Source organism: uncultured Draconibacterium sp., from assembly GCF_913060805.1.
Classification (GTDB): domain Bacteria; phylum Bacteroidota; class Bacteroidia; order Bacteroidales; family Prolixibacteraceae; genus Draconibacterium.
Genome location: NZ_CAJXTC010000046.1, coordinates 1 through 23,521, shown reverse-complemented (window position 1 = coordinate 23,521; position 23,521 = coordinate 1). Strand labels below are relative to the sequence as shown.

General features: G+C 43.1%; 19 protein-coding genes. 16 read left to right on the top strand and 3 right to left on the bottom strand.

The window, feature by feature from the left end:
- The first annotated feature begins 5 nt into the window (after window positions 1-5).
- The 4 genes from QZ576_RS20080 to QZ576_RS20065 are packed head-to-tail and all read left to right on the top strand — an operon-like array spanning window position 6 to window position 7,418.
- Entirely contained in the window at window positions 6-1,643 is a 1,638-nt protein-coding gene (locus QZ576_RS20080) for a glycoside hydrolase family 172 protein (protein ID WP_297100616.1), read from the top strand.
- Window positions 1,644-1,656: 13 nt separating this feature from the next.
- Complete coding sequence (locus QZ576_RS20075; RefSeq protein ID WP_297100613.1) at window positions 1,657-3,480, top strand: family 43 glycosylhydrolase; 1,824 nt, start codon at window positions 1,657-1,659, stop codon at window positions 3,478-3,480.
- Between the two features lie 20 nt (window positions 3,481-3,500).
- Complete coding sequence (bglX, locus tag QZ576_RS20070; RefSeq protein ID WP_297100610.1) at window positions 3,501-5,783, top strand: beta-glucosidase BglX; 2,283 nt, start codon at window positions 3,501-3,503, stop codon at window positions 5,781-5,783.
- A gap of 21 nt (window positions 5,784-5,804) precedes the next feature.
- Window positions 5,805-7,418 (top strand): sulfatase, encoded by a 1,614-nt coding sequence (locus QZ576_RS20065; protein WP_297100606.1) that lies wholly within the window; start codon window positions 5,805-5,807, stop codon window positions 7,416-7,418.
- A 92-nt stretch (window positions 7,419-7,510) separates the two neighbouring features.
- On the opposite strand, the gene QZ576_RS20060 is transcribed toward QZ576_RS20065, so the two are convergent.
- Both QZ576_RS20060 and QZ576_RS20055 read right to left on the bottom strand, forming a co-directional pair.
- Complete coding sequence (locus QZ576_RS20060) at window positions 7,511-8,689, bottom strand: efflux RND transporter periplasmic adaptor subunit (protein WP_297100604.1); 1,179 nt, start codon at window positions 8,687-8,689, stop codon at window positions 7,511-7,513.
- A gap of 104 nt (window positions 8,690-8,793) precedes the next feature.
- Window positions 8,794-9,495 (bottom strand): hypothetical protein, encoded by a 702-nt coding sequence (locus tag QZ576_RS20055; RefSeq protein ID WP_297100602.1) that lies wholly within the window; start codon window positions 9,493-9,495, stop codon window positions 8,794-8,796.
- 38 nt (window positions 9,496-9,533) lie between these two features.
- On the opposite strand from QZ576_RS20055, the gene QZ576_RS20050 reads away from it, so the two are divergent.
- From QZ576_RS20050 to QZ576_RS20035, 4 genes are all read left to right on the top strand, one after another.
- Window positions 9,534-10,232: a M48 family metallopeptidase gene (locus QZ576_RS20050; RefSeq protein ID WP_297100599.1), complete on the top strand. Its 699-nt coding sequence runs from the start codon at window positions 9,534-9,536 to the stop codon at window positions 10,230-10,232.
- Between the two features lie 121 nt (window positions 10,233-10,353).
- Entirely contained in the window at window positions 10,354-10,692 is a 339-nt protein-coding gene (locus QZ576_RS20045) for a hypothetical protein (RefSeq protein WP_297100596.1), read from the top strand.
- Window positions 10,693-10,887: 195 nt separating this feature from the next.
- Complete coding sequence (locus tag QZ576_RS20040; RefSeq protein ID WP_297100593.1) at window positions 10,888-12,354, top strand: TrkH family potassium uptake protein; 1,467 nt, start codon at window positions 10,888-10,890, stop codon at window positions 12,352-12,354.
- 48 nt (window positions 12,355-12,402) lie between these two features.
- On the top strand, window positions 12,403-13,725 hold the full coding sequence (locus tag QZ576_RS20035; RefSeq protein ID WP_297100590.1) for a deoxyguanosinetriphosphate triphosphohydrolase: 1,323 nt from the start codon (window positions 12,403-12,405) through the stop codon (window positions 13,723-13,725).
- Between the two features lie 81 nt (window positions 13,726-13,806).
- Here the strand turns inward: QZ576_RS20035 and QZ576_RS20030 are convergent, their stop codons facing one another.
- Window positions 13,807-14,574 (bottom strand): TIGR00266 family protein, encoded by a 768-nt coding sequence (locus QZ576_RS20030; protein WP_297100587.1) that lies wholly within the window; start codon window positions 14,572-14,574, stop codon window positions 13,807-13,809.
- A 100-nt stretch (window positions 14,575-14,674) separates the two neighbouring features.
- On the opposite strand from QZ576_RS20030, the gene QZ576_RS20025 reads away from it, so the two are divergent.
- The 8 genes from QZ576_RS20025 to QZ576_RS19990 all read left to right on the top strand — a co-directional run bounded on the left by QZ576_RS20025 (window position 14,675) and on the right by QZ576_RS19990 (window position 22,728).
- The gene (locus QZ576_RS20025; RefSeq protein ID WP_297100584.1) at window positions 14,675-15,607 is read left to right on the top strand and encodes a pseudouridine synthase; all 933 of its coding nucleotides are present in this window, start codon (window positions 14,675-14,677) and stop codon (window positions 15,605-15,607) included.
- 144 nt (window positions 15,608-15,751) lie between these two features.
- Complete coding sequence (locus QZ576_RS20020; protein ID WP_297100581.1) at window positions 15,752-16,240, top strand: sigma-70 family RNA polymerase sigma factor; 489 nt, start codon at window positions 15,752-15,754, stop codon at window positions 16,238-16,240.
- 5 nt (window positions 16,241-16,245) lie between these two features.
- A complete protein-coding gene (locus QZ576_RS20015) occupies window positions 16,246-16,923 on the top strand; it encodes a hypothetical protein (RefSeq protein WP_297100578.1) in 678 nt (225 codons plus the stop codon).
- Between the two features lie 163 nt (window positions 16,924-17,086).
- Window positions 17,087-18,469 carry a phosphoglucosamine mutase gene (gene glmM / locus QZ576_RS20010; protein ID WP_297100576.1) on the top strand — a complete coding sequence of 461 codons (1,383 nt, stop codon included), beginning with the start codon at window positions 17,087-17,089 and terminating at the stop codon, window positions 18,467-18,469.
- A gap of 180 nt (window positions 18,470-18,649) precedes the next feature.
- Entirely contained in the window at window positions 18,650-19,123 is a 474-nt protein-coding gene (locus QZ576_RS20005) for a methylglyoxal synthase (protein WP_297100574.1), read from the top strand.
- Between the two features lie 151 nt (window positions 19,124-19,274).
- Window positions 19,275-20,327, top strand: coding sequence for a carbohydrate-binding family 9-like protein (locus QZ576_RS20000; protein WP_297100571.1), 1,053 nt, complete (start codon window positions 19,275-19,277; stop codon window positions 20,325-20,327).
- A gap of 11 nt (window positions 20,328-20,338) precedes the next feature.
- The gene (locus tag QZ576_RS19995) at window positions 20,339-21,412 is read left to right on the top strand and encodes a family 10 glycosylhydrolase (protein ID WP_297100568.1); all 1,074 of its coding nucleotides are present in this window, start codon (window positions 20,339-20,341) and stop codon (window positions 21,410-21,412) included.
- A gap of 611 nt (window positions 21,413-22,023) precedes the next feature.
- Entirely contained in the window at window positions 22,024-22,728 is a 705-nt protein-coding gene (locus QZ576_RS19990) for a queuosine precursor transporter (RefSeq protein ID WP_297100565.1), read from the top strand.
- Window positions 22,729-23,521 lie beyond the last annotated feature (793 nt).

Here is a 23,521-nt window from a genome sequence, read left to right as displayed (position 1 = left end):
GAACAATGAAAGGAATTTGGCTCATATTAATTTTGCTTGCTGTAACGGCATGTACACAAAACAATGATAAGCATAGCTACGCCGATATTGTCAACCGGATGATAGATATGAAGCGTCTGGCAGAATTGCCTAAAGAAGGTGAGAAAAGTGGAATGTTTTCAAGTTACGATCGCCGAAGTAAAGTTGACTCCGCGGGCAATTATATTGAATGGGCTGCCAATAACGACGGATTAAGACCTCAGTTTATTCGCAAAGAAGGTGACAACATGGTTCTTGCCGAAATGGATGGTCCGGGTGCCATTGTTCGAATGTGGTCGGCAAGCCCGAAAGAAGGTCATGTAAAGGTATATATTGACGGGAATGAAATTCCACTAATCGACATGCCTTTTATTGATTATTTCAATACCGAAAAATTTCCTGCTTTTACTTATCCTGAACTGGTCTACGAAACCAATGCCCGAGGTTTCAATAATTACGTCCCCATCACTTTTCAGAAATCGATTAAAATTGTTGGCGAACCGAAATGGGGGCAATATTTTCAATTTAATTATATCACCTTCCCTGAAGGGACAATGGTTGAGCAATTTGACTCTATTCTGTCTGAACAAAACAGAAACGCACTTGAAAAGGTTAACAACTATTTTCAAAACGAACTTGGTGCTTCAACAGAATATACAGCCAATTCGATTGCAGAGTCAAAAAATATTACCCTGGCTCCCGGCGAAGAAAAAACGGTTTTTCAACTTGAAGGGAAAAAGACAATAACGGGAATAAAGGTACTTATCCCCGAGGCTTTTCAAACACCGGAAATAATGCGAAAGACCACACTTTCTATTTTCTGGAATCACGAGAAAAATCCATCGGTGTGGTCGCCATTGGGCGATTTCTTTGGATCTGCCCCTGGGTTCAATTCCTATCGTACTCTTCCGATGGGAATGCTGGAAAATGGAGAAATGTATTCGAATTGGCACATGCCTTTTGAGGAAGCTGCAGAGATACGATTGACAAATAATAATTCAATTCCGGTTGAACTGGAGTTACAGGTATATCATGAAAAAAATGATATGACACCCGGTAAATTTGCCTACTTTCATGCCAAATGGCATCGCGATCTTGCTCCTTTGGATTCAACGCGCTGGCCCGACTGGACAGTATTGGAAACCAAAGGAAAAGGCAGGTTTGTTGGAATGTATCTGTTGGTTTGGAATCCGAAAGGAGGACATTGTGTTGAATATGCAAAAGAAGGCCAGCACTGGTGGGGTGAAGGAGATGAGAAATTTTTTGTTGATGGTGAAAATTTTCCATCTACTTTTGGTACCGGAACAGAAGACTATTTTGGTTATGCCTGGTGTGTTCCCAACTATTTTAGTCGTGCATTTCATTCGCAAAATTACACCGATCAAAACAAGGGCTATCAATCATTAACGCGATGGCAGATCATCGATAATATTCCTTTCCAGCAATCGTTTGATGCCTACCTTGAAAAATATTTCCCCAACCACTGGCCAACACAATACGCAACAATCGCATACTGGTATTTGGATAAAAACGGAGAGGATCCTCTAAAACCGATTTCGCCCGACGAATTATTTGGATACGAAACACAAATTGAAGTTTCTGAAGCTCAGGGAAACAATAATTAAAAGAGTCTAAAAAATGAAAAATGTATTCACAACAATATATAAAGTAATTCTCCCGGCTTTTTTTGCTTTTATAATAAATGAAGAAATTGCCGCGCAAACAATTGTACCACAAACCTACTGTAATCCGCTCGATATTGATTACACCTACATGGTCTACAATTCGGCCCGAAATATTTCTTATCGTTCGGGTGCCGATCCTGCAGTAATCGAGTTTCGTGGTGAATACTACATGTTTGTTACCCGCTCGTTTGGTTACTGGCATTCAACCGATTTGGTGCACTGGAATTTTATTAAACCGCAGCAATGGTTTTTCGAAGGATGCAACGCACCAACAGCCTTCAATTACAAAGATTCGCTGGTGTATTTTGCCGGAGATCCTGCAGGTTACGGAAGTATTCTTTACACCGACGACCCTAAAAGTGGCAAATGGACACCAACTCCATCCATTTCGAATAATATTCAGGATTCGGAACTTTTTATCGACGACGACGGGAAAACATATCTGTACTGGGGATCATCAAACGTGTACCCGATTCGTGTAAAGGAATTAAATAAAGATGATCGTTTTCTGGAAACGGGAGTGACAAAAGAGCTGATAAACCTGGTGGAGGAAGAACACGGCTGGGAACGTTTTGGCGAAAACAACTTTCATCCAACCTTAAAAGAAGGTTACATGGAAGGTGCCTCAATGACCAAACACAACGGTAAATATTACCTGCAATATGCAGCGCCGGGCACACAGTTTAATGTTTATGCCGATGGCGTTTACATTGGAGAATCTCCGCTGGGGCCATTCACTTACATGAAAAACAACCCGATGAGTTTTAAGCCGGGTGGTTTTACCAATGGTGCCGGGCACGGAATAACTGTAAAACAAACCAACGGGCAATACTGGCATTTTGGAACCATGGCACTGGCTTCCAACGCCCAGTGGGAACGCCGTCTTTGTATGTTTCCAACCTATTTTGACGATGAAGGTTTGATGCACTCAAACACTGCCTATGGCGATTATCCGCGTTTTGGCCCCGATCATCCCACAAAAGCAGGTGAGCACTGCGGCTGGATGTTGCTATCCTATAAAGGAGAAGTTACCGTGTCATCGTCGTTACAACAGATCATGAAATTTACCTCAAATAACGACGAGGTTGAAGTACACGAATTGCCGCTTGAAAAAAACGACAAAGGCGAAATTATTGCCAATGTTTTGACCGATGAAAATCCGAAAACATTTTGGGTGGCCGAAGCCAACGACGATAAACAATGGATATCGATTGAGATGTTGAATCCCGGAAATATTTATGCTTTTCAACTAAATTTTCACGATTATGAATCGGGTATTTATACACGCACCGAAGGTTTGCGACATCGTTTTGTTATCGAAGTTTCAGCAGACGGAAATAACTGGCAAACTGTGGTTGACCGTAGCAACAGCTACAAAGATTCGCCAAATGCATACATTGTGCTGAACCAGCCGGTGGAGGCGAAATTTGTTCGCTATAAAAATATCGAAGTGCCGGGAAACAACTTTGCCATGAGCGAGATTCGTGTATTTGGATTGGGACTCGGAAAGAAACCAGCCGAAGTAAAAGATTTTGAAATAAATCGCCAAGATGACCGCCGGGATATTTCTTTCGCATGGAAACCGGTAAAAGGTGCGCAGGGATACAACATCCGCTGGGGAATTGCACCGGATAAACTCTACCAGTCGTGGCAGCTATACGACACCAACGAGCATTTTATGCGTTGCCTCGATCGCGACACGCCGTACTATTTTTCGATAGAAGCATTTAACGAAAATGGAATTTCGGAACAAACCGAGCCCGTTAAAATTGATTAGTAACTATAAACACTTTAGATATGTCACGCATTTTATTATTTGTTGCAGTACTATTTTTATTTGCAGGATGTGGAGCACCGACGAACAATTCGGATGATTCCGAAATGGATGTTTTTGTTTCCGATCTGATGGCAAAAATGACCATACAGGAAAAAATTGGTCAGCTGAACCTGATTACTCCGGGAGGTGGAATTCCCACCGGATCGGTTGTAAGTACCGGTGTTGAGGAGAAAATAAAAACCGGAAAAGTAGGCGGTATTTTTGGTGTTTACGGACCGGAAAAAACACGCCAGGCGCAGCAGCTGGCTGTTGAAGAAAGCCGGCTCGGAATTCCAATGATCTTTGGTTCGGATGTGATTCATGGTTACAAAACCACCTTTCCACTGCCTTTGGGATTAGCCAGCACCTGGGATATGGAGTTGATTGAAAAAACAGCACAGATTGCAGCCAAAGAAGCTACTGCTGACGGTATTTTCTGGAACTTCTCACCAATGGTCGACGTATCGCGCGATCCGCGTTGGGGACGAATTTCTGAAGGAGCAGGTGAAGATCCGTACCTCGGTTCTGAGATTGCAAAAGCAATGGTAAATGGCTACCAGCAAGATAACCTTAACGGAACTACAACAATGATGTCGACCGTTAAACACTTTGCCTTGTACGGAGCTGCTGAAGCCGGCCGCGATTACAACTCGGTTGATATGAGCCACCTTAGAATGTTCAACGAATATTTCCCTCCCTATAAAGCCGCTATCGACGCCGGTGTTGGTTGTGTTATGTCGTCGTTTAACGATGTTGACGGCTTACCGGCAACCGGAAACAAATGGTTATTGACCACCGTTTTGCGTGACATGTGGGGCTTTGATGGATTTGTGGTATCCGATTACACCTCGGTGAACGAAATGATCGCACACGGACTTGGAGATTTACAGGCTGTTTCAGCGTTGTCGTTAAAAGCCGGCTTGGACATGGACATGGTAGGAGAAGGATTTCTGACCACGCTGGAAAAATCGTTGGAAGAAGGTAAAGTAAAAGAGGAAGACATCAATGCAGCTTGCCGCCGGATTCTGGAGGCAAAATACAAACTCGGGCTTTTTGAGGATCCCTATCGTTATTTTGATAATGCCCGTCCTGAAAATGATATTTTAACTGATGAACATCGCAAGGTTGCAAGAGAAGCCGCTGCACGATCAATGGTACTGTTGAAAAACGAAAACCAGTTGCTGCCGTTGAAAAAGTCAGGAACAGTGGCTTTGGTTGGTCCGCTGGTTGACAGTCGTAGCAACATGCTCGGAACATGGGCACCAACGGGAGACTTCAATCTTGCAGTTACTGTTTTGGAAGGATTTCAGAATGTGGTTGGCGACGATGTAAATATCCTTCACGCAAAAGGCGCTAACATTTGCGACGATCCTGAGTTTGCAGCAAAAGTAAATGTGTTTGGTCCGAAGATTTTTATCGACGAACGTTCGCCTGAAACAATGATTAGCGAAGCTGTGTCTGTGTCGCGAAAAGCAGATGTGATTGTGGCGGTTGTTGGAGAGGCCACAGAGATGACAGGCGAATCATCAAGCCGCACAGATATTACCATGCCACCAAGTCAAAAGAAATTGTTGCAGGAACTGGCAAAAATAGGAAAGCCACTGGTCGTTGTAAATATGAGTGGTCGCCCGATGGAAATTGGCGAAGAAGTGGAGTTGGCTGATGCTTTCGTGCAAATGTGGCACGCCGGTGTTGAAGGCGGAAATGCGCTGCCCGACGTGTTGTTTGGCGATTACAATCCATCAGGTAAACTAACGGCAACGTTCCCTGTAAATGTTGGGCAGGTGCCTATTTATTACAGCGTTCGGAATACCGGTCGTCCTCAGGATGGCGATACCTTTCAAAAATTTAAATCGAATTATCTGGATGCGCCAAACTCGCCCCTTTTCCCATTTGGTTATGGTTTGAGTTATACATCGTTTGAGTTTAAAAACCTTAGTATTGACAAATCAGAGATCACCAATAATGATGAATTGAAAGTGTCTGTAGAAGTGAGTAACACCGGCGATTTTGACGGCGAAGAAGTGGTGCAATTGTATATCCGCGATATGGTGGCCAGTATTACACCGCCGTTGCGTTTACTCAAAGGTTTTGAAAAAGTTTTCATTCCAAAAGGCGAAACTAAGACAGTGGAATTCACCATCACCAACGATGATCTGGCATTTTATCATGCTGACCTTTCGTTTTATGCCGAACCAGGAGAATTTGAAGTTTATGTAGGAGGTGATTCGAACGCCTCGCTGACAACAAAATTTACATTGTAATAAAAACCTAAACCAACTAAAATGAGAAGTTTTTATATCATAATTCTTTTTGCATCAGTTATGCTTTTTGGAGCCTGCTCGCAAAAAGAAAGTGCACCGCAGCGCCCTAATATTATTTTTATCATGAGCGACGATCATGCGTACCAGGCCATTAGTGCCTACGACGATAAATTGATCCAGACGCCAAATATCGACCGGATTGCCGACGAAGGAATGTTGTTTACCAATGCCTGCGTTTCCAACTCGATTTGTGCGCCTTCGCGAGCCACAATTCTTACCGGAAAACACACGCACATTCACGGAAAAATCGATAATAATTTCCCCTTCGATACTACGAATGTTACTTTCCCGCAGTTGTTGCACAATGCCGGCTATCAAACGGCCATGTTTGGCAAATTACATTTCGGGAACAACCCGAAAGGTTTTGATGAGTTTAAAATTCTTCCTGATCAGGGCGATTATTACAACCCTGATTTTATCACCAACAACGGCGATACAACCATTCAGGGTTATGTAACCGATGTGATTACAGACCTTACCATCGATTGGATGGATAACCGCAGAGAAGACGACAAACCGTTTTTGCTGATGTATCTGCACAAAGCACCTCACCGCGAGTGGTTTCCGGCCGAACGCCATTATAAAGAATTTACCCAAAAGACGTTCCCCGAACCGGAAACTTTGTTTGACGATTACAAGGGCAGAGGATCAGCAGCGAAAGAAGCCGAAATGAATCTGCTAAAACACATGACGGTTTCGGCCGATAACAAAATTTATCCGGAACTGGCCAAAGAACTCGGTGTTGAGGAAATGTCGGAGTGGGGATTTAACGTTTTTAAAAGCAAATATGCCCGTTTTACCGATGAGCAAAAAGCCAGTTGGGACGCGGTTTACGGACCGATAAACGAAGAGTTTGCAAAACTATACCCAACGATGAACGATTCGGCTTTTATGCGTTGGAAATACCAGCGTTACATGCAAGATTACCTCGGATGTATTGCATCGGTGGATGAAAATGTTGGTCGTTTGCTTGATCATTTGAAAGAACAGGGATTGGATGAAAATACTATCGTGGTTTATACTTCCGACCAGGGATTTTATTTGGGCGAACACGGCTGGTTCGACAAACGTTTTATTTACAACGAATCGTTTAAAACACCGCTTTTGGTAAAATGGCCGGGAAAAATTGCTCCGGGATCGGTTTCGGATGAAATGGTGCAAAACCTCGACTTTGCGCAAACATTTTTGGAGGCTGCCGGAATTGAAGCACCGATGGATATGCAGGGCGAAAGTTTAATGCCGCTGTTAGTTGGCGACACTGCCGCCTGGACACGCGACGCAGTTTATTACCACTACTACGAATATCCGGGTTTCCATATGGTGAAACGCCATTACGGAATTGTAACCACCGATTTTAAACTGGCGCATTTCTACTACGATATTGACGAGTGGGAATTGTACGACCGCAAAAAAGATCCGCTTGAACTGAATAATGTTTATGATGATCCGGCCTATGCTGATGTGGTTACTGCATTAACAAAACAATTACAGGATTTGCGTGTGCAGTACAAAGACTCAGAAGAGTTGGATCAGTATTTTATTCAAAAGTACAAAGACAGAGGGCTGATAAAATAAAGACTTACCAACGTCATAAAATTGAATATCGGCAAGCTGCTTAAATAGCAACTTGCCGATATTTTTGTCACCAAAAAAATAGTAGAAAGATCTTATTGCAGCTGAGCGGTAGAAGGATCTTCAACCAAGATAACATCGCCTTCGTTAACACCTGAAATTATCTCGGAGTAATCTTTTCCAATGGTGCCCACAACAATTTCGGTGCGGATAACCTCATCGCCTTTCTGAAGCAAAACATCGAAATGTTGCGACAATGCCATTCCCGGCAATTTTCGTATCCGAAGCACATTTTCTTTATCGTTGGCTTTTACCAGTAGCTCAACATTTTCAGCCCCTGCAAGTTTCGCCTGATCCGATTCGGCTACAAAAACATCGAACGATAACGACTCCGAATTTTCTTCATTATAAACCTGACCGATAGTTCCCATAAACTTTTCGTTGTTCACAGACACTTCCACCTCTCCCCCGGCCTGAATAAGAGGGAGTTTATTTTTACCGGCGGTTCCAACAATTTTAGAGGCACTTTCATCGGCAATTTTTACCAGCGCTCCATCGATCGAAACATAATCGCCAACATTTCCGGCAACTTCCAGCAAAACACCCGAAACAGGAGCTTTTACATCCGTTCTCTGCAAAATGGAACGTTGTGTTGCCAAACTCTTTTTAAACGACTGGATTTGCAAAGCCAGATTTCTTTCGTCCATTTCTAGCTGCTGCAAACGTATCGAATTCTTTTCGGCCTGGTTGTTCAAATCCTGCTCGGCCAACAACAGGTTTTGTTTTATTTGGTCGACTCGTGCCTGCGATGTTCCGCCAGCTTCCAACAGTTTTTCCTGCTGCTCGAGCGAATGTTTCATATTTTGTACGCGTGCCTTTTTGGCTTCCTCGCCCTGATTAAGATCGAGCTGAACGCTTTTAACATTCAAGCGGTTTTTCTCAAGGGCATTTTCTTTTTGTTGTATCTGGTTATTCAAACTGGCAATTTCATCCTGTATGGCAGTTTTATCGAGCTGCATAATAAGCTCCCCTTTTTCAACCCTATCGCCGGGCATTTTATGCAATGCAACCACCGAGTTTCGCAAAGGATTTAGCACCGACACAACATTTGCAGCACGAACGCTTCCCTGGCACTTAAACGAAGCCACCACCGGGCCACGATCTACAACTTCGGTTTTAATGTTTGATTTATCCGAATTTCCTTTACAGGCAAACAGTACGCTCGCCAAAATTGCCAGAAGGCCAAAAACAAATAATCGGGATCTGTTTACCATAATGATTCCAGTTTTATACAAAGTTAACCAAATGTACAAAAATGCAGACACAAAAAAAGACAGCACTAATTCTGCTGCCTTTTCTATTATTTAAAAACAAGTTACTAATCGATCTTATCAACATATAATTTTTTAATGGCACTTAAATAGTCCAAATCCATTTTATCGGAGAAAATACGAACTGCCTCGTAAAGACTTCCATCAAGATAGAACGATGCGCTGGCGGCATCAAATTCATGCCCCTCCCAGTTGTATTTTACATCCATCGACACTTTCGTAAATTCCTCAGAATCTAAATACTTAGGTACTTCAACATAAGCAAAAGTAGGATCCTGCACATTCAGGAAAATACCGTCGGCCAGTTTGTTCAGCTCAAGGAACTTAACGATCTTCACATTCGCCTCCAGTTTGCCTTTTAGTTTCTTTTTCATCAGGAAACTAATTCCCTGGTCAACATAAGCTTCCTGAATTTTCACCAATAAATCGAGCGATGGCAAGTGTTTTATTCGAATGGCGTTAAGGAAAGTCGAACCTATTGACATATAAGCTTTTCCGGCATCAAAATTCCAGTCGTACTTTTTTTCGATGGCTTGTGTGGCCCTCAAAACTTCCTCCAGCGGATATTGTTTATCCAGCACCAGGTAAATGTACAACGAGCCCGGATCGGTCGGCAGGTTGTGGTAATATCCGGGAAACGGATTTAACGATTCGAATACCAGGCTTTCAGGAAGAATTTTTTCCTCAACCGAAACAACCATATCTTTTTTTGTGAGGTTTACGAATACCTCCATCTTTTTATTTCCCATGATTGATATCTTTGATTTTTTATTTTTAACAATAACGTATGGCAAGCCAAGTAGTTCAATTAAAACATATAGGCAAGGTAACATTTTCTCAGAACCAGCGATCTAAAAATATTAAACTTAGCGTAAAACCCGACAAATCGGTGCTAGTTTCTTTTCCATTTTTTATCACACCGAAGGAAGCGTTGGCTTTTGTGGTAAAAAACGAGCGATGGGTTTTAAAGCAGCAGGAAAAGATGAAAGCCCGCTCAACCACCATAAAACCGGGCACCGAGATTGAAACAAAATTGCATAAAATACGCATCGTTCAGGGCGAAAAAAACAATGCTAAGCGACAAGGCGATAACATAACAATTTCGGTAGCGGATTTTGAAAACGAAGACTCCATTGCTTTTATCGATGAAGTTGTAACCACTGTTTACCGCCATGAAGCGAAACGTTTGCTTCCGGTACGAATTTCCGATCTGGCAAAGAAACACGGCTTTAGCTACAACAAAGTTACCATCCGCAACAACCGCCGAAACTGGGGCAGCTGCTCATCGAAAAACAATATCAGTTTGAATTTGCAAATGATGAAACTGCCCGTAAAACTGATTGATTATATTTTGTTGCACGAATTGGTGCATACTGAGATTAAAAATCATGGCCCTAAATTCTGGGAACGCCTGAACCAGATTACCGACGGCAAGGCGCGCGAACTGGCACGCGAAGTAAAAAAATACTCCACTTACACATTGTAAACATTGCATCGTTGCAAAAGCGGAGTTAAATAAACCTCAATTTTCAACACTATTACAACGGTAGGGTGGCACAACTGAAAAAGAGACTCTAACTTTGTCGTGCAATTTTAAAAGCCAAGGTTTGAGAGCACTATTCATACTGCTTTTAATTTATTTTCTGACAGGGACACTACAGACTACGGGAGACAATACTTTTGCAAAAAAAGCTATTGGGGTTTCCGCAGCAGCTGACACAACAGAGATTGAATGTATAGTGTCATCTGATTTTGATTTGTGCGAATCCTTACTCGAAAATCAAGAAGATAACGACCATAAAACCCTCGCATTTCCTGTAAAAAACAGAATTTCCGGAGCATTCCCGAAAAGTACAAATGTTTCGGGGAACGTTGCAATATCCACTGTTTTCAAGAATATTCTTATTCATCACACCAATCTCCCTCCCCCCGGTTTTACCGCATAAAATTTCGGATTGCTGCTATATCCCGATAAATGAGCAATGATTTCGATTGGCTAATAACTTTTTCATTTTGTAAATTTATACAGCCATCGCAACACATTTAATTCGAAAGCAAAAAGCATTTTAACAACGAAACTGAAAAATGTAAAGCAGCAACAAATACTGCATTGCCACTTTTTTAATACCTTTTTGGAATAAATGAAGCACCTAAAAATAAATATCGCTTTAATCTTACACATCATTTCGATCGTAATTACCTTCGAAAGTCTTTTTATGCTCTTTGCGGTTATTGTCTCATTTATTTACAAAGAGAGCGTTTTTACCGATCTGTCGCACACTTTTATGATCACCTTTGTTTTAGGGGTTGCATTAAATCTGCTTACCAAAAAACAACGGCAGGTGGAACCTTCGTTGCGCGAGAGTTTTATTATTGTTACGCTGGCCTGGGTGGTAATGGCTTTGGTGGGGACACTCCCCTATTTGCTAACCGGTAGTATCCCCAATTTTACCAATGCTTTTTTCGAATCGATTTCAGGATTTACAACAACCGGATCGTCTATATTAGCAGATATTGAGGCACTTCCGAAAAGTGTACTGTTTTGGCGTGCCGAAACCCACTGGATTGGAGGAATGGGAATTATTGTTTTGGTAGTAGCCATTATGCCGTTTCTGAAAATTAACGGTATTTACCTGTTTTACTCCGAAGTATCGAGTGTGGCAACCGAAAAAGTATCGACACGAATACGCAAAGTGGCACGCCGATTATGGCTGATTTACATGGGGCTAACTTTTGCCGAAACCATAATTTTATGGGTTGGCGGCATGTCGCTTTTCGATGCAGTTTGCCACTCGTTTGCGACCATTGCCACCGGCGGGTTCTCCACAAAAAACGATAGCCTGGCCAGCTTTTCGCCATTTATACAATACACGGTTACCTTTTTCATGCTGCTTTCGGGAATTAACTTTGTGGTGCACGTTTTCTGGTTACGGGGCGATTTTAAAACCGCATTCAAAAATGAAGAGCTTCGGTTGTATTTAAAAATAATATTGGTAGCCGGAACGATCATCACCCTGTCGCTTTTCTTTCATCACCAGGACATGGGGTTTGAGCCGGCTTTCCGTCACGCCTTTTTTCAGGTGATTTCCATTATTACCGCAACCGGTTTTGCCACTGCCGATTATTTGCAGTGGCCTTTACAATCTATCGGGATCATTGCCATTCTGATGTTGATCGGGGCATCGTCGGGATCAACAGGCGGTGGCGTAAAAGTTATTCGCCATCTGGTTGTTTTTAAACGCATACGCACACTTTACAAAGAATATTTTTCGTCGAGCACTGTAGTTCGCGTGGTTCATTACAATAAAAATGTGGTACGCCCCGAGCTTATCAACCGGGTATTCACTTTTGTTCTTTTTTACTATCTCATCGTTATTATTGGCACAATGATAATGATGCTTTGGACAAACGACCTGAAAACCTCGTTTGGTGCCGTGGCAACAAGTATGGCCGGCATTGGTCCTGGATTTGGAACGGTTGGCCCGGTAAGCAACTTCCTGCATTTACCCGATGGCGCCAAATACTTCCTCACCGCGCTAATGGTAATTGGCCGCTTAGAAATCTACTCGGTACTGGTACTTTTCACCCCGTCGTTCTGGTTGGATTAAGGAGAGTTCAAGAATTTCTTATACATTCGTGCAAGAATTTTTGACACTATGGATTGGAACACACTTCTTTCGCCAAAACGACTGGGCAGCAAGGGCACTTTAGGCCCCGTAACAAACGAAGACCGCACGCAATTTCAGCGCGATTACGACCGGATTATTTTCTCCTCGCCATTTCGCCGGATGCAGAATAAGACACAGGTTTTTCCGCTGCCCGAGCATATTTTTGTGCACAACCGCCTCACCCACAGTTTAGAGGTGGCAAGTGTTGGCCGGTCCCTCGGAAATTTATTATCGGAATACCTGTTGGAAATCCACCAGGATAATCCGCTGATCCATGAAATTGGGACAATCGTTTCAACCGCTTGTCTGGCACATGATTTAGGAAATCCGCCGTTTGGACACTCGGGCGAAGCAGCCATTTCAAACTATTTCAACAAAGCAAGCGGACAGAAATTCAAAGACCAACTTTCGGAAGGCGAATGGAAAGACTTTACTTGTTTTGATGGAAATGCCAACGCTTTTCGCACACTCACTCACCAGTTTAACGGCAAACGCGAGGGTGGTTTTGCCTTAACCTACTCAACGCTGGCCAGTATTGTAAAATACCCGTACGAATCGGTAAAAGCCACCAAACCAAAATTTGGTTTTTTCCAGTCGGACAAAGAAAATTACTACCATATTGCCAATGAGCTGGGAATTGCACAACGCGAAGATGGAAGTTTTGCCCGTCATCCGCTGGTGTATCTGGTAGAGGCTGCGGATGATATTTGTTACCAGATTATGGATTTGGAAGATGCGTTTAAACTGGGCATTTTACACTACGACAGAATTCGTGAACTTTTCCAGAATTTCTTTACCGAAGAGCGGATCGAACGTTTCGAAAACACCTTTACACAAGTAAGCGATGTAAACGAACAAATAAGTTACCTGCGCGCCAATGTTATCGGCGAGTTGATTTACCGTTGCATCGATATTTTTAAAGCCAATTACGATGCAATTATGGCCGGAACTTTCGCCGGTAGCCTTATCGATCAGCTCCCTGAAAAGCAGGCAGCAGCAATGAAAGAAGTTCAGCGCATTTCGTTCAGCGAAATTTATGCACACCGCTCGGTTGTTGAGATTGAAATTGCTGGTTATAAAATTATTGGCACGCTGCTGGAAGAGTTTGTTGATGCAATAATGAATACCGACAAAAAGGATAAGTACAGTCAAAAGATCTTGTCGCTACTGCCCGGCCAGTTTAAAACCGACGAAGATTCGGTGTACCTTAAAATCCAGTCGGTGGTTGATTTTGTATCGGGAATGACCGATATTTTTGCGCTCGATCTGTACCGGAAAATTAAAGGAATCAGTTTACCGGGAGTGGTGTAGAAAGTTAACAGTTTTCAGTCTCAGTTAACAGTAAAAAACGAACAACTGAAAACTGAGACTGAAAACTGCAAACTAAAACTATCATTCCAGTAAATTATCGAGCAATCCGCCACGTGCTTCTTTACGGGCGTTTCCTCCAGCCGGCGACAGTTCTGCAATTAATTTACGGATTGGCATACTTTGCAGCCATACTTTTCCGGTTCCGCGCAAAGTGGCCAGAAACAGTCCTTCGCCGCCAAACACCATCGATCGCAAACCACCGGCCTGCTCAATACTGTAATCTATCGATGTTTCGAAGCCAACAATACATCCGGTATCAACCCGCAAAGTTTCGTTGTTCAGCTGTTTTTCAATAACGGTTCCTCCGGCGTGTATAAAAGCTCTTCCGTCGCCATCCAGCTGCTGAAGAATAAATCCTTCGCCACCAAAAAATCCGGCACCCAGTTTTCGGTTAAAAGTTATCGAGATTTTTGTTCCCAATGCTGCACACAAAAAAGCATCTTTTTGAACGATGATCCGGCCTCCAAAATCAGGCAGATTCAATGGAATAATCGTTCCCGGATAAGGAGCAGAAAACGCCACGTGCTTTTTTCCCCAGCCTTGATTGGTAAAATGGGTAAGAAACAGCGACTCACCACTTATCAAACGTGATCCCGCCGATAATAACTTATCGAAAAAACCAGCGCGCGGACTTGAACCGTCGCCCATCCGGGCCTGAAACTCGATACCATCTTCCATGTACAACATGGCACCGGCTTCGGCAATCACCGTTTCTGCCGGATCTAATTCAATTTCAACCAACTGAACATCGTGCCCGATGATCTTATAATCAATTTCATGCGAATTCATAGCTCTAATTTTATGTTTGAACTCCGAATTTAAGTGAATTCGAGGAAATAAAATTCCAAATCAGAAAATTTAGCGATCTTTGCACAAAATAATTTTAGCAATGCGCAAGAATAACAACAGCAACCGGGGCAGTTCACAAGGTAAATCATCCGGCAACAGTTCAAAACGTTCGGTGAAATCACCTTCAGGAAAACGAATTGGAAAATCGCGGGTGGTTGAGAAATCGGAACCCAAAAAAGAATTCAAGCCCCGGAAAAATTATGGCAAACCGGCTGACAACAAAAAAGAGCCTGCTGCACCGAGGCCAAAACTAAAAACGCTTTCGGCCGAAGGAATGCGCTTAAACCGTTTTATCGCCAACGCCGGTGTTTGTTCGCGCCGCGAAGCCGATACTTTTATTACTGCCGGAGCGGTAACCATTAACGGAAAAATTGTTACCGAGCTGGGAATACGAGTGCTGCCGGGCGACGAAGTTCGTTTTGACGGACGTAAAATTGAAGCCGAGCGCAAAGTGTATATTTTGCTGAATAAACCAAAAGATTACGTTACCACCACCGACGATCCGCATGCGGATAAAATTGTGATGGATTTGATAAAAGACGCCTGCGATGAACGCGTTTATCCCGTAGGTCGCTTGGACCGGAATACAACCGGATTGTTACTGTTTACCAACGACGGCGATCTTTCGAAAAAGCTAACGCACCCAAAACATAACAAAAAGAAGGTGTACCAGGTTACCCTCGACAAACCTGTTGAGCGTGGGCACATGGATATGATTGCCGCAGGAATTGAGCTGGAAGACGGACCGATTGCCTCTGACGCCATTAGCTATACCTCGGATGACAAAACAGAAGTAGGAATCGAAATTCACTCGGGTAAAAATCGCATTGTTCGTCGTATTTTCGAGCACTTTGGTTACCGCGTAAAAAAACTCGACCGTGTACTTTTTGCCGGTCTCACCAAAAAGAATTTGCCGCGCGGTAAATGGCGATTGCTTACCGAAAAAGAGGTGAAGTTTTTAAAAATGATGTAAAACCAAGATGGAAGACTGAAGCCCGAAGTCAGAAGAAAGCTTACCTACTTCGAGCTTCAAAATTCCCACATATAATAAAATCTATAGCTGTTTGTTAACCATCAATTGTAATTATTCTCACTACCAGTTACTAATAAACCGATTTTGGAAAAGGAATTCTTACACATAATCCAGAAAAACCAAGGCATCATCCACAAAGTCTGCAACATTTATTGCGACACGGAAGATGACCGAAGTGATCTCTTTCAGGAAATTGTAGTACAGCTTTGGAAGTCGTACCCCAATTTCAGGAGAGAATCAAAGGTTTCTACGTGGATGTATCGTGTGGCGCTGAATACCGCGATTACTTCGTTCAAAAAAAGTAAAAGAAGACCTGACCAAAGCAGCCTGACGTACGAAAATTTTCAGATTGAAGATGAAAAGTACGATACCGAAACCGAAGAGAATATAAAAGTATTGCACAAAGCCATTCAGCAGCTTACCGGAATTGAAAAGTCGATTGTGCTGCTGTACCTCGAAAACAAAAAGTACGAGGAAATTGCTGAGATTACCGGAATTACCCAAAACTATGTGCGGGTGAAAATGAACCGGATAAAAAAGAAGCTCAAAAAACTGATGGTAACTGAAGAGTAGTAGTTATGGAATTAAACGAACTGAAAAAGACATGGAGCAAAATGACCCCCTCCAAGGAACTGGACGAAAGCCAGTTGCACACTATGCTCAGTAAACGTACCCGGACTCTTATTGATCGGATTGACCGGAATATAAAAATAGGTTTTGTGGTATTGTTGGGATTGATTCTGCTATTTACTTTCGACGATTTTATTTTTTCGCCCGAAACTATTGATAAATACTACAGCGAGACGCCCATCCCTAACTGGGTGTTGTTTTTGGCCGTTTTTGGGAATGTGCTTATCATTACCACTTTCCTGTACTTTGTGGTTAAATACTACCGCGTTAAACGACAGTGCGATGTGGCCTGCGATCTGAAAGGAACACTAAAAAAAATCATTGAAACGCTTACTTTGTACCAACGCCTGTTTTATCTTGCCTTGGCGAGTTTATTGCTGGCAATGGCCTCCGCATTTATTTCCGGAATGTTTATTGGTACCGAGTATAATGCAGAAGCACAGGGAATGCATTTATCCGACATTGAAACAAGTCAGATTATTTTGACGGTCGGTATCACAGTTCTCCTTGTTGCGATTTTTGGTGGCGCCATATTCTTCTTCCTTCGTTGGGGATTCCGAAAACTTTACGGCAACTACATCAAAAAATTAAAAGCCACACTGCTCGAACTGGAAGAATTGGATTAAATTTTCGAGTTACGAGGATTGAGTTGCGAGTTACGAGAATCCAGTATCCAGAATCACATCAGTCAAAACAAATTCTTCCAACATTTTGGCTGGTTTTATCGTTTAAGCATCCTTAATTCAAAATCGACTTTCTATCTTTACAACTCAAACTGAACATTAGATTATGACATTAATAAAATCAATCTCTGGAATACGAGGTACAATTGGTGGAAAACCGGGCGAAGGGTTAAGCCCGCTCGACCTGGTTAAATTTACTGCAGCCTACGCCGCCTGGGCCAAACAAAAAGCAAACAAAGAAAAAATTACCGTAGTTGTTGGACGCGATGCACGAATTTCGGGCGAAATGGTAGCATCAATTGTCGTTTCAACGCTCTCAGGAATGGGATGCAATGTGGTAAACATCGGGCTAGCAACTACGCCAACAACTGAGATTGCCGTTACCGAAGAAAAAGCCGATGGTGGAATTATCCTTACAGCCAGTCATAATCCAAAACAATGGAATGCATTAAAACTGCTGAATTCCGCCGGAGAATTTCTGGATGCAGCAGAAGGTGCAAAAGTGTTAGCACTTGCCGATGTTGAAGATTTTTGCTTTGCCGAAGTTGATGAGCTGGGAACAGTAGATGAAAAAGACTACACCGACATTCATGTACAACACGTTCTTGATCTTGAACTGGTTGACGTGGAAGCCATAAAAAAAGCCAACTTTTCAGTGGCTGTTGATGCTGTAAACTCGGTTGGTGGTGTTGCCATGCCGGCACTTTTTAAGGCACTCGACATTAAAAACATCGTTGAAATAAACTGCGAACCAACAGGACATTTTGCACATACTCCGGAGCCAATCCCAGAGAACCTGGTAGAAACAGCAGAAATTATCAGCAAGAATAAAGTTGACGTGGGTTTTGTTGTCGACCCGGATGTTGACCGATTGGTGATCATCAACGAAGACGGCAGCATGTTCAACGAAGAATACACGCTGGTAGCCGTTGCCGATTATGTATTGGGCCAGACTCCCGGAAACACAGTTTCTAATCTTTCATCGAGCCGTGCGTTGAGAGATGTTACTGAAAAACACGGCCAGAGCTATTCAGCCGGAATGGTTGGCGAAGTGAATGTAGTAGCCAAAATGCGCGAAACCAATGCCGTTATCGGCGGCGAAGGAAACGGTGGAATTATTTATCCTGCCAGCCACAGTGGCCGCGATGCATTGGTGGGAGCAGCACTATTTCTTACGCATCTGGCAAAATCAGGGATGAAATGCTCTGAGCTGCGTAAAACATACCCCGATTATTTCATCTCGAAAAACAAGATTGAACTGACACCTGAAATTGATGTGGATGGAATTCTTGTAAAAATGAAGGAAAAGTATGCGCACGAAGAAGTAACCGCAACTGATGGTGTAAAAATCGATTTTGCTGAATCGTGGGTGCATTTACGAAAATCGAATACCGAACCGATCATCCGTATTTATGCCGAGGCGAAATCAAGCGCAGAGGCCGATAAGCTGGCTCAGCAAATAATCGATGAAATGAAAAGCCTTTTATAGCCAATATTTCAGAAGGTTACTCAAACGTTAAGTGGTCCTTCTGAAATGGTCGCAGAAATTAAATTTGAGCTAAGTTTATGTTATAAAACATGTTTTGGCTATTTCCTTATTTAAAAACAATCTACATTTGAACCGAAAACAATATTCAGTATAAAAGCTACTGAATAAAATAAACGAACAATGAAGAGAAAAAAAACTATAGCGATCGTAGCACACGATAACCGCAAAAAAGATATTATGGAGTGGGTGTCTTTCAACTGGAAAGAACTGGCCCAACACGACTTAATTTGTACCGGAACAACCGGAAAAATGGTAGAAGAGGCACTCGCCGAAAGCTGCCACGAACATGGCACTGTGCCGCCAACCGTTACCCGCCTTAAATCGGGGCCACTGGGAGGCGACCAGCAACTGGGAGCGATGATTTGTGAAGGTAACATCGATATGCTCATCTTCTTTTGGGATCCGATGCAGCCGCAACCGCACGATGTAGACGTAAAAGCTTTACTGCGTATCACGGTTTTATACAATATCCCGACAGCGTCGAACCGTTCTACGGCCGACTTTATGGTTACATCCGAATTATTTCACGAGCAATACGACCCGATTATCAAAGATTACGGCGAATATATTGCCCGCGACGTGAATATGGCATAAGTCTAATTCTTAATTTTTTTAAAAAGACTAGGCGTTCTTGATAATTTTTTCAATATTTTTGTCGTTATTGTCCGACATTAATAGTGATTGATCTATGCGAATTATCAGGAATGCCCTCCTCCTTACATTTTTTATTCTCAGCAACTTGAGCTTGTCAGCACAAGAACAATGGGGAAAGTATGCCCACTTGTTTACAACTCCAAATACATACGTAGCAGGACAAACTCGGAGCGCCATTACTATTGACGGACTAGCTAATGAGCCGGCGTGGGAGAATGCTGCATGGACTACTGAGTTTATCGACATCCAGGGAGCCAACATGCCTCTGCCCACTTATCCTAAGCGAATAAAAATGTTGTGGGATGCTGATAACCTGTACATTTTTGCTGAGTTAGTAGAGGAACATATTTGGGCCTACTACGATAAACAGGACATGATTGTTTACCACGAAAATGATTTTGAAGTGTTTATCGATCCTGATGGCGACACGCATAATTATTACGAATTTGAAGTAAATGCCCAAAATACTTTATTCGACCTTTTCTTGGATAAGCCCTACAGAAACGGCGGCAAACCCGATATTGAATGGAATGCCAAAGGATTTAAAAGTGCCATTTATTTGGATGGTACGCTGAATGATCCGACGGACACCGACAAAAAATGGTGCGTTGAAATGGCCATTCCTTTTTCATCGCTATCTATTGATGGCAGTTTTATTCAACCTAAAGCCGGTGATATTTGGAAGATCAACTTTTCACGCGTTCAGTGGCAAACTGAAATTATCGATGGAAAATACACACGAAAAACCAATGACGACGGCAAATTAATTCCTGAAGACAACTGGGTTTGGAGTCCGCAGGGTGTAATAAATATGCATTTCCCCGAGCGTTGGGGATTGATTCAGTTTTCACATGAATTTCCGAAATCTACACATGCATCATTTCAAATACCTGAAGAGGAATTACTCGCCCAACATCTGTGGCATGTTTTTTATGCTCAACGCGATTATCAACGCGAGCATAAAACATTTTGTAACAACCTTGCCACACTTGGTATTCCAGCCAATGGAAAAGAAAACAACACCAGCTTCTCGCTGGAAGTGAACGCTTCGGAGAAATCGTATACCGCAATTTTAACAACCAACAACAACCTGATGATCTCTATCGATCAGGATGGCTTAATACGAAAACATACTGACAAATAAACAATTCAACGATGAACAAAAGAGATTTTATTAAAACCACAATGCTGGCCGGAATGGGGCTTACAGTAGCAAGCGCCTGTGCCAATGAAACCAAACCATCAACTGCCGACCAGGCTTTGAAACACTGGGTTTGGGAGAATCCTAACCATGAGGAAAGCGACGAAGACTTGCAAAAAAAATACAGCAGTTATTTTGAGGCCGGTGTGCGCGGAATGTTTTTCGAGCACGACAGCGAACGCCATTTCCGTATCGCAAAAAAGGCCGGACTGGAAACGCATCGTTGGATGTGGACCATGAACCGTGGCGAAAAAGAGCTGCTTGCCAGTCACCCGGAATGGTATGCGGTTAGCCGCGACGGGAAATCGTGTGCAGACAATCCGCCGTATGTGGGTTACTACCGTTGGTTGTGCCCATCAAAACCGGAGGTGAAAGAATACCTGGCTCAACGCTCGAAAGAAATTCTGGAAAAGGATTATGTAGACGGACTGCACCTGGATTACGTGCGCTACTGCGACGTAATTTTGCCGGTAAACCTGTGGGACAATTACGGAATCGACCAAAGCCAGGAATTACCAGAATACGATTTCTGTTACTGCGATACCTGCCGCGAGAATTTCAAAAAGAAAACGGGTAAAGATCCGCTGGAGATGGAACATCCTGATCAAAGTCCGGCATGGCGGAAATACCGTTACGAGCAGGTAAATGGCATTGTTAATCATTTGTCTGAAATCACTCACTCTTACAATAAGCCAATTACTGCGGCAGTTTTCCCGACACCGGAAATTGCACGCCGCATTGTGCGTCAGGACTGGACCAACTGGAACCTTGATGCGGTTTGCCCGATGATCTACCACGGTTTCTACCGCGAATCGGTAAGCTGGATTGGCGATGCTGTTGAGGAAGGCATCCATTTCCTTTGCGGCAAGTTTCCGATTTATGCCGGTCTGTTTTTACCCGATTTTAAATCGGATGAAGAGCTGGAAGAAGGAATTCGTGTTGCCATAGCCAACGGAGCATCGGGAGTTTCGTTGTTTGGGAAGGTTGATGAAAAGACTTTGGAGATATTGAAGAAGGCATCGAGATAGCGTTTCCCGGTTAAAGTAATTACTGATAAAAAGATTGCTTCTCCGCCAGTTGGCGGATCGCAATGACGATATTGCGTGTAAGATAGTTTTGGGGAGGGATGGAAGGCGGCTGTGCCGCCTTCCATCCCTCCTTGTGTGAAAACCATTGAGTTATGAATCATAACACAAGTAATAAACGAGACCACCCCACCGCAGTAAACGCGGTCCTCCCCTCCTGGCAGGAGGGGAATTTTTCGTACTATTTACACTGCATTTATTAAAAGGCTAAATTGGAATACGAATTTTCTCCTCCTGTCAGGAGGAGTACGTCCGCCGTCTGGCGGATGGGAGGTGGTTTTAATCGCCTGTGACCAATTCATTATGACCAATCAGTATTGTCATTTCGACGAAGAATGAGGAGAAATCTGTTCTTAAGGAAGAGATTTAGCTCCGCTGATTTTCAATTCTCAGTCGTACCTCCTTCGAAATGACAGCTACAATGTTCTGTAGTTAGCTTAATCATGCCACTCATTCCTTTTTGATTTTCAGGTTTTTCCATTACATTTGCAGGCCAAAATTTTGAGTACTAATTAAGCAGGTGGCATAACCCTGCACTTTAACGAATAAAAAAAATGCAAAACGAAATCCTTTGGCTGGTAATGTTGCTGGCAAATTTTCTGCTTATCATTTTAGCCTACCGTTTATTCGGGAAATGGGGCCTTGTAATGTGGATTCCCATCTCGGTAATTGTGGCCAACATCCAGGTAATACAAACCGTTGAGTTGTTTGGTCTGGTTGCCACGCTCGGGAACATTGTTTACGCCACCTCGTTTTTGGTTACCGATATTCTGTCGGAGAACTACGGAAAAGAGGAAGCTAAAAAAGCGGTGTGGATTGGCTTCTTCAGCCTTATTTCAATGACTTTGCTTATGAACCTGGCATTGGAATTTTTGCCGCTGGAAGGTGACGAATTTGCCGGAATAAGCCATGAAGCTACCAGCACGATTTTTAGTCTGATGCCGCGTATTGCCATTGCAAGTTTAGCTGCTTACCTGTTGTCGCAGCGCCACGATGTTTGGGCTTATCATTTTTGGAAAAAGCGTTTTTCGAAAGAAAACCAGATCTGGTTACGCAATAACCTCAGTACGATGATCTCGCAACTGATAGACAGTGTGGTTTTTGTTGCCATTGCCTTTTGGGGCGAATACGAGTGGGCAGTGCTTCTTGAGATTTTTATTACCACGTATTTCCTGAAATGGATTGTTGCTGCCGCCGACACCCCGTTTGTATACTGGGGAAAAAAGATTTACAAAAGCAATCGCTTTTGGATGGAGTAGGCAAGCTGGTCATTAGTCATTGGTCACTGGTCATTAGGAAAAGGATCCGATCTGTATAGAAGTTAATTTATACGGATCGGATCTTTCTTTTTATCTGCTAACAACTATGGGCTAAAGCCCAACTTTGGAAGCAGATTAACTAACCCCGGCATTAATGCCGGGGTTAGGCATAGCCCATCGGCACCGGGCTTTAGCCCTTAAGCCTTGGTGTAGGCGGGTTTCCTAAAGACCTCCGCAACACAAAAACAGCTAACTAACTGATTACAAGACCTCCCCCGCCACCAATTTAGTGTTTTCGCAGCCCTGCGAAAGCTTCAAAGTCACCAATTTGGTCGTTTCGTAGCGCTTTGCTACCATCAAATTATTCAATTTAGTGCTTTCGTAGGTGTTTGAAAGCTTCTCCGTGTACACAAAAGTCCTTTCGTAGTGCTACAACGGCACTTTTGTCACCACAAAACTACTTTCGTAGCTGTACAAAGGGGGGGTAGTCACCAATTTACTGCTGTCGTTGCCTTGCAATGGGACTTTAGCCATCACTCCGGGCCTGTAAAAATCGAACAACAGGACTAAAAACCCAACCGGCAAACCATCGTTCTTCAACGCTAATTGTTTAGTTGTACCCGCTATAGCACGAATCATGTAAGCCTCCCGAAAGAATTCGCGCGGCAGCGCAAGGCAGCGAGGGCTTGGTAGCGGCGGTTTTTGCACCGTCCTTCAGGGCGGTGATTTTAGATAGGATCATAGAGCACAGGCTTTAGCCTTTAAAAGGATATTAATGGCTAAAGCCCTTTTG

Bases quoted from the DNA above. Each gene is read 5' to 3' on its own strand.
- QZ576_RS20080 (WP_297100616.1), top strand. From the start codon at position 6: ATGAAAGGAATTTGGCTCATATTAATTTTGCTTGCTGTAACGGCATGT.
- QZ576_RS20075 (WP_297100613.1), top strand. From the start codon at position 1,657: ATGAAAAATGTATTCACAACAATATATAAAGTAATTCTCCCGGCTTTT.
- bglX (WP_297100610.1), top strand. From the start codon at position 3,501: ATGTCACGCATTTTATTATTTGTTGCAGTACTATTTTTATTTGCAGGA.
- QZ576_RS20065 (WP_297100606.1), top strand. From the start codon at position 5,805: ATGAGAAGTTTTTATATCATAATTCTTTTTGCATCAGTTATGCTTTTT.
- QZ576_RS20060 (WP_297100604.1), bottom strand. From the start codon at position 8,689: ATGGTAAACAGATCCCGATTATTTGTTTTTGGCCTTCTGGCAATTTTG.
- QZ576_RS20055 (WP_297100602.1), bottom strand. From the start codon at position 9,495: ATGGGAAATAAAAAGATGGAGGTATTCGTAAACCTCACAAAAAAAGAT.
- QZ576_RS20050 (WP_297100599.1), top strand. From the start codon at position 9,534: ATGGCAAGCCAAGTAGTTCAATTAAAACATATAGGCAAGGTAACATTT.
- QZ576_RS20040 (WP_297100593.1), top strand. From the start codon at position 10,888: ATGAAGCACCTAAAAATAAATATCGCTTTAATCTTACACATCATTTCG.
- QZ576_RS20035 (WP_297100590.1), top strand. From the start codon at position 12,403: ATGGATTGGAACACACTTCTTTCGCCAAAACGACTGGGCAGCAAGGGC.
- QZ576_RS20030 (WP_297100587.1), bottom strand. From the start codon at position 14,574: ATGAATTCGCATGAAATTGATTATAAGATCATCGGGCACGATGTTCAG.
- QZ576_RS20025 (WP_297100584.1), top strand. From the start codon at position 14,675: ATGCGCAAGAATAACAACAGCAACCGGGGCAGTTCACAAGGTAAATCA.
- QZ576_RS20015 (WP_297100578.1), top strand. From the start codon at position 16,246: ATGGAATTAAACGAACTGAAAAAGACATGGAGCAAAATGACCCCCTCC.
- glmM (WP_297100576.1), top strand. From the start codon at position 17,087: ATGACATTAATAAAATCAATCTCTGGAATACGAGGTACAATTGGTGGA.
- QZ576_RS20005 (WP_297100574.1), top strand. From the start codon at position 18,650: ATGAAGAGAAAAAAAACTATAGCGATCGTAGCACACGATAACCGCAAA.
- QZ576_RS19995 (WP_297100568.1), top strand. From the start codon at position 20,339: ATGAACAAAAGAGATTTTATTAAAACCACAATGCTGGCCGGAATGGGG.
- QZ576_RS19990 (WP_297100565.1), top strand. From the start codon at position 22,024: ATGCAAAACGAAATCCTTTGGCTGGTAATGTTGCTGGCAAATTTTCTG.